Source organism: Methylobacterium sp. WL8, assembly GCF_008040045.1.
Classification (GTDB): Bacteria; Pseudomonadota; Alphaproteobacteria; order Rhizobiales; family Beijerinckiaceae; genus Methylobacterium; species Methylobacterium cerastii.
This window is the reverse complement of sequence record NZ_VRVF01000033.1, coordinates 44137-53524: the sequence shown is the minus strand read 5'-3', so window position 1 is coordinate 53524 and position 9388 is coordinate 44137. Positions and strand designations below refer to the sequence as shown.

Below are 9388 nucleotides of genomic sequence, written 5' to 3'. Positions count from 1 at the left end.
GTGCTGGCGGACCGGAACCAGGACCCGCTCACGATCCGGCGTCCGACACTGGGTGCGAGACATCATGCGCCTCCCCGTAGACGCCCCCGCACCCTCAACGCTCAAACAGCCAATTCTGCCGTCCTAGTTTTTTTAGGACGTCGCGCTCCATGCGCGTCCGGTCGAGTTCACGCCGCAGACGGGCGATCTCGGCCGCCTGGTCGGAGGGGGAAGCCACCGGGCTCGCGGATGCGGCGCCCGGTGAACCTGCTGCCCGCGGCGGTGGGGAGCCACCCATCAGCCCCGTGCGCCACTGCCTCAGCATCGAGAGTTGGATCCCGAGTTCGGCCGCGATCTGCATCTGCGGGCGGCCGCTGCTCTCCAGCAGCGCTACCGCCTCGCGTTTGAACTCTGGGGTGAACTCGCGTCTCGTCTTGGCCATCAAACACCTTCCCCGCCCGCAAGGAGCGTATCAGAGGTGTCCGTGGAACCGGGGGAGGATCAGGAGTGCCTGAGCTGTAGCCGGAGGGGCGTCTACGCCACCGACGGCCTTCTTGCGCGTTTCGGGCCCACCATGCAGCAGCTCGACGCGCTCCGGCACCTATCGGGCTTGTGCCGGCACCAGCGTCGCCCAGGGACGCCACCCGTGCGCAAATACGAGAGCGCGTGTCAGGCCCGGCTCATCCTGCCGCCGTCGAAAAAGCAGATCGTGCCGACGCCGATCCAGCGCGGTCTGAACGTCGAAGCCTGGACGGCGTCGGGCTCGATCGAATGGCACCTGGCGACGGTGTGGAGCTTCGAGCTCGGCCACCTAGTGCTCGACGCCGCGGCGACCCTGTACCCAGATCAGGAGCTCACGCTGCGTCAGGCTTGCCGGGTCATCGCGAAGCGCGAGAAGCCGGAGTGACGCTTGGCAACTACGCCAGCCTCACCCAAACTTCAGCCGCAAGCAGCACCAGGAACCCCGAGGCGATCAGGTATAGCGGCAGGCGTCGGCGATGGATGTCGGGCGGCTTCACTGGATCGTCTCGGTGCCGGCCATCAGCCCGATGACGTGCGCCAGGGAGACCAGTTCAGCGTCGCTGAACATCTCGCCGTCCACGAGCCACAAACCGAAATCGTCGCCCGTTGGCTGCACATCGAAGCCCATCACGCGGAGGACTTCAGCGGCCTCGTGACAGGGATCGTCGCTCACGGCACCGTCGGCCGCGCCAGAAGGATCGCCGTCCGCACCATGCTGCTGCGGTACTTATCGCCGGCTTCCGGATTGCCGACGGCCTTCCGCGCCGGCTCGTGATCCTTCACCGCGGCAGCCGGATTGATCGTATGCCCGCTCGCGAAGCGGAACAGGCTCACCGTCGCGTCGCGCATGAACACGTCGACGGCGGCGTTCACCTCGTCGTCGGTGATCGTCTTCGCTTTGAACAGGTCGCCGGTGGTGGGGTCTGCCATGAGGCGATGGTAGAACCAGGCATCCTGCCGCGCTACCGCCTGAACAGCCGCGGGGACAAAGAGGGCCCCCTGCCCTACTCCCACAGTTTCCCCACTAAAACCACGAAACCGAACGAGAACATTCGTCGCCAATCAAAAACGATGTAACTGATATTGCTTGCTTTTTACGTTGAATGCCGCCGCTCATAACGGTCTGGTTGCAGGTTCGAGTCCTGCCGGGCCCACCACTCCCTTCCGACGGCGTTGGATTCAGCAAGCCACCGCGAAATCGGAGCTTTTTCGCGCGCCGTCCCACGGACAGGTCGCACGGCTCGGCGGGTTCGGTGCGCCGTTACACGAACAGGGGGCGTCGAAGCGGGCGCCGCGACTTCCGGATGCAGATGCCGACCGGGATGGCTACGCGATCTTGCCCATCAACGCGATCGTCCAGCACTCCGGCATCCTGGGTTCGTCGGCGGCGGTAATGTGATCTGGATCGACCGTGCCGCGGGCACGCCCGTGGCCGGCTCGGACTCCGCGCGAGGATTGCGGTGGCCGGGTCACTCAAGGCCGCGCCGCCTCAGGCGAAGTGCTTCGACAGCTTCAGCCCTTGCGCCTGGTAGTTCGAGCCGGCGCCGGCGCCGTAGAGCATCCGCGGCACCGCCTCCATGCGCTCGTAGACGAGGCGGCCGACGATCTGACCGTCCTCGAGCAGGAACGGCACGTCGCGCGAGCGCACCTCCAGCACCGCGCGCGCGCCGGTGCCGCCGGCGCCGGCATAGCCGAAGCCGGGATCGAAGAAGCCGGCGTAGTGGACCCGGAACTCGCCCACCAGCGGGTCGAACGGGACCATCTCGGCGGCGTGGTCGGGCGGCACCTGCACCGATTCCTTCGAGGCCAGGATGTAGAACTGGCCGGGATCGAGGATCAGCGAGCCCGAGCCGTCGGCCGGCAGCGGCTCCCAGAACTCGGCCGCCGCGTGGCGCCCGGGGGCGTCCACGTCCACGAGGCCGGTATGGCGCTTGGCCCGGTAGCCGATGAGCCCGTCGAAGCCGGCGAGGTCCACGGAGACGGCGACGCCGCCGTGGAAGGACGGCGCCGCCGCGGTGACGAGCGGCGAGCGCGCGTGCAGCGCGACGAGTTCGTCGTCGCGCAGCCGCACCGTGCCGCGGCGGAAGCGGATCTGCGACAGGCGCGAGCCGGTGCGGACCAGGACCGGGAAGGTGCGCGGCGAGATCTCGGCGTAGAGCGGCCCGCGATAGCCGGCCTCGACCTGGTCGAACGCCTCCGCCCGGTCGGTGATGACGCGGGTGAACACGTCGATCCGCCCGGTCGAGCTCTTCGGGTTGGCCGCCGCCGCGAGGGTCTCGGGCAGGGCCAGGGATTCCTGCAGCTCGGCGATGTAGACGCAGCCGGTCTCCAGCACCGCGCCGGGCCGCAGGTCGATCTCGTGGAACGAAAGGCGCGCGACGCAGGCCGAGACCGCGCGGGACGCGCCTGGCAGGAAGCTGGTGCGCACGCGCCAGGCCCGCGCCCCGAGGCGCAGGTCGAGGCTCGCGGGCTGGATCTGGTCGGCGGCGAAGGGGGAAGCCGTCAGGATGCCGCCCGCCTGCGCCAGGGCGGCGATGCCCTCGGCCGACAGGATGCCGTCGCGCGGCGCTCCGGGTGCCGCCGCGGCGCCCTGCCCCGCAGAAGAAGCGTTCCCGGCTGAAGGGCTTGTCCCGGCAACCGGGCTCGGCGTCGTGCTCATGTCTCTCGCGCGCCCCGTCCGGCCGTCACCATCGGTCGTTTTCGGGCAAAGCGCCTAACGCCGGCTTAAAGGAGGCTCGGCCGGCGCCGGGCGCGGCTCGCCCGGTTCCTCGCCGGGCAGGGCGAGGACGATCCGGATCAGGGCGAGCCGGGCCAGCGCGCCGATCGCGATCAGGCCGGCGAGCGCGCTCGCGAGCACCGGGACCGCGCGAGGGAACAGCAGCAACGCGGCCCCGCCGGCGAGGAGGCCGAGGGCGCCGCCGACGCCGAGCACCAGGGAGGGCAGGCCGGAAAGCCGCGGATCGGGGCCTGTCCGTCCCGCGATCCGGGCCGCCGCGATCCGGGCCCCGCCGTCGAGGATCAGCGCCGCCGCGAGCGCCGCCGCGGGGGGCAGGTTCGTGCCGGGATCGCGCCAGGCGAGGAAGCCCGCGACCGCCAGGAGCGCCGTCCAGGCGGCGCCGTGCGCGAGCGCGGGCAGCGAGGGCCGCGCGCCCCCGAACCGCCTCGGGCGGCCCGTCAAACCCTCGACCATGCCGGCCCTGCCCCTGCCGCCGCCGCGACGTACTTCACCGCGATTGACGGGAATTCTCCCGGCAACTACCACGATGAAAGTCGCATCGAAAAGCGGCTTCGAGCCGTCTAGACCCGAGCTAGACCGAACTCGGTCGCCGCTGAAGAGGGCAATTAGGGACGATGTACAAGGCCGAGACGCGCGGAATCAGCGTGACCGTCAATCCGCGCTTCGTCGAGGAGGAATCCTCGCCGGGCGAAAGCCGGTACTTCTTCGCCTACACCGTCGAGATCGTGAACAACGGCGCCGAGCAGGTGCAGCTCCGCTCGCGCCATTGGCGCATCATCGACGGGCGCGGCGACTGCCAGGAGGTGCGTGGCGCCGGCGTCGTAGGCAAGCAGCCGGTGCTGGAGCCGGGCGAGTCGTTCTGCTACACCAGCGGCTGCCCGCTCACCACGCCGGACGGGCTGATGGCCGGCAGCTACACCATGGCCACGGTCGCGGGCGAGAGCTTCGAGGCCGAGATCCCGGCCTTCTCCCTCGACAGCCCGCATATCCGCCGCAGCCTGCACTGATCGGTTTCGGGCCGGCGCCCGGGGCCGGCCGCCCAAGGACACGACCGATGCCCGGTTCCGGCGAGCGGATGACCCCGCTCGACATCCTCGCCCACCTCGTCGCCTTCGACACCGAGAGTTCCAAGCCGAACCTCGCCCTGATCGACTGGGTCGCCGCCTACCTCGACGGCTGGGGCGTCCCCTATTCCCGCATCCCGAACGCCGCCGGCGACCGCGCCGCGCTCTTCGCCACGATCGGCCCGCCGGTCGACGGCGGCGTCGTGCTGTCGGGGCACACCGACGTCGTCCCCGTCGTAGGCCAAGCCTGGACCGCCGACCCGTTCACCCTGCGCGTGGCCGACGGCCGGGCCTACGGTCGCGGCGCGGTGGACATGAAGGGCTTCTGCGCCACCGCCCTCGCCTTGGTGCCGGACTACCTCGCCGCCGACCTGAAACGGCCGATCCACATCCTGCTGTCCTACGACGAGGAGACCACCTGCCTCGGCGTGATGGATGCGATCGCCCGCTTCGGCCTCGACCTGCCGCGGCCGGGCGCGGTGATCGTCGGCGAGCCGACCGACCTCGAGGTCGCCGACGCGCACAAGAGCATCGTCACCTTCCACACCACGGTGCACGGCCACGAGGCGCATTCGGCCAAGCCGATGCTGGGCGCCAACGCCGTGATGGCGGCCTGCGACCTCGTCTCCGGGCTCAACGCCATCGCCGACCGGATGATCGCGCGCGGCGACGCGTCGGGCCGGTTCGATCCGCCCGCCACCACCGTGCATGTCGGCACGATCCACGGCGGCACCGCCCGCAACATCCTGCCGAAGGAATGCGCCTTCCACTGGGAGTTCCGCGGCCTGCCCGACCTCGACATGGCCGAGATCCCGCGCCTGTTCCAGGCCAAGGCCGAGGCGGTGACCCGCGAGCGCCTGAACCGCTACGGCCCCTTCGGCCGGATCGAGACCGTCGAGGAGATCGCGATCCCCGGCCTCCTGCCCGATCCGGGCTCGGAGTCCGAGCGGCTGGCGCTGCGGATGGCCAACCGCAACCGCACCGTGTCGATGCCCTACGCCACGGAAGCCGGTCGCTTCCAGCAGGCGGGCATCCCGACGGTGGTCTGCGGGCCGGGCTCGATCGACCAGGCGCACCAGCCCGACGAGTTCATCACCCTGGCGGCGCTGAGGGACGGGGAGGCGTTCCTGCGCCGGCTGATCGAGGCCTGCGCCGCATGAACGAGACCGTTCCCGACAGGGTCAAGCTCCGCCCGCTGGAGCGCGAGGACCTGATGTTCGTGCATCAGCTCAACAACAACGACAGCATCATGCGCTACTGGTTCGAGGAGGCCTACGAGTCCTTCGCCGAGCTGGCGCAGCTCTACGAGCGCAACATCCACAACCAGACCGAGCGGCGCTTCATCATCGCGACGCTGCACGGCCAGCCGGCGGGCCTCGTCGAGCTCGTCGAGATCAACCACCTGCACCGGCGCTGCGAGTTCCAGATCGCGATCCACCCCGGGTTCCAGGGCCGGGGCTTCGCCCGCCAGGCGACCCGGATCGCGATGGACTACGCCTTCAGCGTGCTCAACATCCACAAGCTCTACCTGCACGTCGACAAGGACAACGCCCGCGCTGTGCGGATCTACGAGAGCTGCGGCTTCCGGCCCGAGGGCATCCTGCGGGACGAGTTCTTCATGAACGGCCGCTACCGGGACGCCGTGCGGATGTGCCTGTTCCAGCCGGAATACCTGGCCGGCCGCCATGCCGTCGACATCGCCGAGCCGGTGCTCAGGAACTGACGGCGCAACGGAACGGGGAGGCGGCGTCGCCCCCTCCCCGCTCGTGAGGCGAGCCGATCAGTTGCGACCGTCGCGCCCACCGCCGCGGGTGCCCGGGGTGCCGCGCTCGGACGCGCCGCCGGTCATGCCAGCATCGCGCCCGCCCTGACCGCTCATCTGGCCGCCCATCTGGCGGCCACCGTCACGGCCGCCCGTGCGCTCGGAGGCGTTGCGGATGCCGCCCTTGTCCTGGCCGCCCCGCAGGTCTTGGCCAGCCCGCAGGTCCTGGCCGCCCCGCAAGTCCTGGCCGTTGCGCCCGCCCTGGCCGCCCCGCAGGTCGGCGTTGCGCTCGGATCCCCGGTCGGCGTTGCGCTCGCCCGCGTTGCGGCGGTCGGCGTTGCGGAAGCCGCGGTCGTCGCGGGTCTCGGTCCGGGCGGAGCGGGTCCGCACGTCGATGCGGTCCCGACCGCGGAAGTCGGCCGCGACGCGGCCGCCGCGGCGCTCGGTCGTGGTCACGCTGAGGCGGCGGTACTCGGGCGATCCGTAGAGCACCCGCTGCCCGCGGATGGTCACGTAGCGCACGCGCGGCCCGGATTCGCGGACGGTCACGAGGCGACGGTACTCGGGCGAGCCGTAGAGGACGCGGTGGCCGCGGATGGTGACGGTGCGGACCCGCGTGCCGCCCCGGCGCTCGACGGTGACGAGCCGGCGGTACTCGGGCGAGCCGTAGACCACGCGCTGGCCGCCGACGAACACGAACCGTCCTTCCCGGCGGAAGCCGCCGCCGGCCCGCTCGGAGCGGATGTCGGTGCGGGTCTCCCGGCGCTCGCTGCGCGTGTCGCGCTCGGCGCGGTCGCGGCGCATCCCGTCGCGGTTGCCGCCGCGAGCTTCCACCCGATCCGCGTCGCGGCGGTCTTCGCGGCCGGCCGCCTGACGGTCGGCGCCCTGACGATCGACGCCTTGGCGGTCGGCCCGTCCGGCCTGCATCCCGTTCTCGCGGCCTCCGGCCCCGTTCCCGGCGGCGGTGTTCCGGCTCTCACCCCGCGTCTCCGACATCCGGCCGCCGGCCGTCGCGCCGGCGCCGCCCGTGTTGCCGCCCGCCTTGCCGCCTGCATCCATCGATCCGGTATTCGCGCGGCCCGTCCCGGCGCCGGCCGCGTTTCCGGCCGCGCCCTGGGCGTAGACGGACGTGCTGAACAGCAGGGCTGCGAGCCCGATGGCGACTCTTTTCATGATGCTTCCTCCGGCGTTCTTGCGACGTTGTTGGAAGCATCGAAACGCCGAAGGTTCGAAAACCGTTTCATCGCCGGAGACTGATTTTTAGAAATCGATGTTCAGTCTATCCGTGGATCAAGCTTGGCCGTGAACCGGACAGGGTTCGGTTCTACTGCTTCGGCGTCTCGGCCACCTCCGCCTCGACCTCGGCCGGGTCGAGGTCGTAGCGGCGCGAGCAGAACTCGCAGGTGATCACGACGCGGCCGTCGTCGGCGATCATCTCGCGGCGTTCCTCGGGCGAGAACGAGCGGATCATGCCCATCACCCGCTCGCGCGAGCAGCGGCACTGCTCGTGCACGCCTTGCGCGTCGAATACCCGCACGCCGCGCTCGTGGAACAGCCGGTAGAGCAGCCGCTCGCTCGAGACCGCCGGGTCGACGAGCTCGTGGTCCTCCACGGTGCCGACGAGGGCGCGCGCCTCGACCCAGGCGTCGTCCTCCCGGGTGCCGTGCTCGTCGAGGTGGACGCGGCCCTCCGGGATGTCGCCCGGCGGCAGGTCGGCGAGCCGCGCCCGGTCGATCGATTGGGGGAGGAACTGCACCAGCAGCCCGCCGGCGCGCCAGCGGCTCTGCCCGTCCTCGAAGGCTTCGGCCACGGCGAGCCGCACCTCGGTCGGGATCTGCTCGGACTGGCGGAAGTACTGGTGCGCGGCCTCCTCCAGGCTCTGTCCCTCCAGCGCGACGACGCCCTGGTAGCGGCTGGCGGCCGAGCCCTGGTCGATGGTCATGGCCAGATGCCCCTGCCCGATCAGCTCGGCGGCCTTGTGCGGGCCGGCGCCGAGGGCGGCGATGGCCTCCGCCTCGAACCGCGCGGTGGCGCGCAGGCGGTCGGGCGCCTCGAAGTCGACGACGATCATCCCGACCGGGCCGTCGGTCTTGGTCTGGAGCTGGAACCGGCCCTCGAACTTCAGGGACGAGCCGAGGAGCACGGTCAGCGCCGCCGCCTCGCCGAGCAGGCGCGCCACCGCATCCGGGTAGCCGTGCCGCCGCAGGATCGTGTCGACGGAGGGCCCGAGCCGGACGACGCGCCCGCGCACGTCGAGCGCCTCGACCGCGAACGGCAGCACGCAGTCGTCGGCGCCGTCGTGACCGTTGCCTTCGTTGATCGGGGTTGTGTCGTGTCCGGCGGTCATGGTCTCAACTCGGTCCTGGAAGCGGTCGGCCTGCACGTATTTGGCCTGCAAGCGTTCGGCTTGGAAGCGTTCGGCTTGGAAGCGTTCGGGTCGTCATCGTCCGCCGGTCAGCGCGCCGATCGGCAGGAACAGGGTGCGCGAGCGGTCGGGGAATTCGAGGAACTCCGCCTGCCTGCGGTAGAATGCGAGCGCCTGGTCGTCGAGCGCATGGATCAGGACGGCGCCGATCCCGATCACGTCGGCCGCGTTGGCGATCCGGCGCAGCGCATCGGCCAGGAGGTCGGCCCCGAGCCCACGGCCGGCCCAACGCTGGTCCACGGCCAGCCGGCCTAGGATCGAGACCGGGATCGGCTCCGGCGCGTTGCGTCGAATCCGCCCCGGGGCATCCTCCCGCGCGACCGTCCCCGCGGAGATGCAGTAATACCCCACCACCGCGCCGTCCGCACAGACCACATAAGTCCGGGCGAACCGGCCCTCGCTGCGGCGTGCCTGCCGCTTCAGCCAATCGTCGAGCACCGGTCGGCCGCAGGAGAATCCATCCAGGGCGTGCTCCGGACCCAGGGGAACCGGCGGCCCGATCAGCGCTCCCAGGCGGGATTCCTCCCCATGAGCGCGCTCAGCCTCGGCCTTTCGGCCGGCGGTGCGTCGAGGGCCGCGACGAACGCGGCATGGCGCGCGTCGTCGAGGACGAACAGGCGCTGATCGAGCAGCACGTCGATGGCGTGATGGCGCGCGGTGTCGATCATGAACTCGGTCCGCGTCTTGCCGAGCACCGAGGCGGCGTCGTCGATCAGGTCCCGCGTCTCGGCTTCGATGCGCAGGTTGATCGTCGTCCCGCGCCGCGCCGGGACGTTGCTCAGGCCGTCGATGCTCAAGGCGGTCGCCTTCTACGTCTCGTCGGGGGCGTCTTGGAGCCTGAACGTATACACGATGTTCATACGGTCAAGGCCCGCGACCCGTCCGGCCGCTGCGTCCGA

General features: G+C 70.8%; 12 protein-coding genes and 1 pseudogene. 4 read left to right on the top strand and 9 right to left on the bottom strand.

Annotation, left to right across the window (positions count from 1 at the left end; all coding sequences use genetic code 11):
* Nucleotides 1-127: 127 nt before the first annotated feature.
* Nucleotides 128-421 (bottom strand): annotated as a pseudogene (locus FV234_RS13660) (transposase); the annotation flags it as partial.
* A gap of 204 nt (nt 422-625) precedes the next feature.
* Between FV234_RS13660 and FV234_RS13655 the strand changes: the two are divergent.
* Nucleotides 626-886 carry a hypothetical protein gene (locus FV234_RS13655; RefSeq protein WP_147829774.1) on the top strand — a complete coding sequence of 87 codons (261 nt, stop codon included), beginning with the start codon at nt 626-628 and terminating at the stop codon, nt 884-886.
* Between the two features lie 108 nt (nt 887-994).
* Here the strand turns inward: FV234_RS13655 and FV234_RS13650 are convergent, their stop codons facing one another.
* The 4 genes from FV234_RS13650 to FV234_RS13635 all read right to left on the bottom strand — a co-directional run bounded on the left by FV234_RS13650 (nt 995) and on the right by FV234_RS13635 (nt 3691).
* Nucleotides 995-1174: a hypothetical protein gene (locus FV234_RS13650; protein ID WP_147829772.1), complete on the bottom strand. Its 180-nt coding sequence runs from the start codon at nt 1172-1174 to the stop codon at nt 995-997.
* Entirely contained in the window at nt 1171-1431 is a 261-nt protein-coding gene (locus FV234_RS13645) for a hypothetical protein (protein WP_147829770.1), read from the bottom strand. Before FV234_RS13645 ends, FV234_RS13650 begins: the two co-directional genes overlap by 4 nt.
* 559 nt (nt 1432-1990) lie before the next feature.
* On the bottom strand, nt 1991-3160 hold the full coding sequence (locus tag FV234_RS13640) for a 2'-deoxycytidine 5'-triphosphate deaminase (RefSeq protein WP_147751974.1): 1170 nt from the start codon (nt 3158-3160) through the stop codon (nt 1991-1993).
* 54 nt (nt 3161-3214) lie between these two features.
* Nucleotides 3215-3691, bottom strand: coding sequence for a hypothetical protein (locus FV234_RS13635; RefSeq protein ID WP_147751975.1), 477 nt, complete (start codon nt 3689-3691; stop codon nt 3215-3217).
* Between the two features lie 161 nt (nt 3692-3852).
* Here FV234_RS13635 and apaG point away from each other — a divergent pair, with 161 nt between their 5' ends.
* The 3 genes from apaG to speG are packed head-to-tail and all read left to right on the top strand — an operon-like array spanning nt 3853 to nt 6025.
* Nucleotides 3853-4245 carry a Co2+/Mg2+ efflux protein ApaG gene (apaG, locus tag FV234_RS13630; RefSeq protein ID WP_147751976.1) on the top strand — a complete coding sequence of 131 codons (393 nt, stop codon included), beginning with the start codon at nt 3853-3855 and terminating at the stop codon, nt 4243-4245.
* A gap of 47 nt (nt 4246-4292) precedes the next feature.
* The gene (gene argE / locus FV234_RS13625) at nt 4293-5462 is read left to right on the top strand and encodes an acetylornithine deacetylase (protein WP_147829768.1); all 1170 of its coding nucleotides are present in this window, start codon (nt 4293-4295) and stop codon (nt 5460-5462) included.
* On the top strand, nt 5459-6025 hold the full coding sequence (gene speG / locus FV234_RS13620; RefSeq protein WP_147751978.1) for a spermidine N1-acetyltransferase: 567 nt from the start codon (nt 5459-5461) through the stop codon (nt 6023-6025). The genes argE and speG overlap by 4 nt, the downstream gene beginning before the upstream one ends.
* Before the next feature lie 57 nt (nt 6026-6082).
* Here speG and FV234_RS13615 read toward each other — a convergent pair whose 3' ends face one another.
* The 4 genes from FV234_RS13615 to FV234_RS13600 form a co-directional block, all read right to left on the bottom strand.
* The gene (locus FV234_RS13615; RefSeq protein WP_147829766.1) at nt 6083-7237 is read right to left on the bottom strand and encodes a hypothetical protein; all 1155 of its coding nucleotides are present in this window, start codon (nt 7235-7237) and stop codon (nt 6083-6085) included.
* Between the two features lie 151 nt (nt 7238-7388).
* On the bottom strand, nt 7389-8411 hold the full coding sequence (locus FV234_RS13610) for an Hsp33 family molecular chaperone (protein WP_147751980.1): 1023 nt from the start codon (nt 8409-8411) through the stop codon (nt 7389-7391).
* A gap of 93 nt (nt 8412-8504) precedes the next feature.
* The gene (locus tag FV234_RS13605; protein ID WP_238271859.1) at nt 8505-8927 is read right to left on the bottom strand and encodes a GNAT family N-acetyltransferase; all 423 of its coding nucleotides are present in this window, start codon (nt 8925-8927) and stop codon (nt 8505-8507) included.
* A 62-nt stretch (nt 8928-8989) separates the two neighbouring features.
* Entirely contained in the window at nt 8990-9286 is a 297-nt protein-coding gene (locus FV234_RS13600; protein ID WP_147751982.1) for a DUF1778 domain-containing protein, read from the bottom strand.
* Nucleotides 9287-9388: the final 102 nt, after the last annotated feature.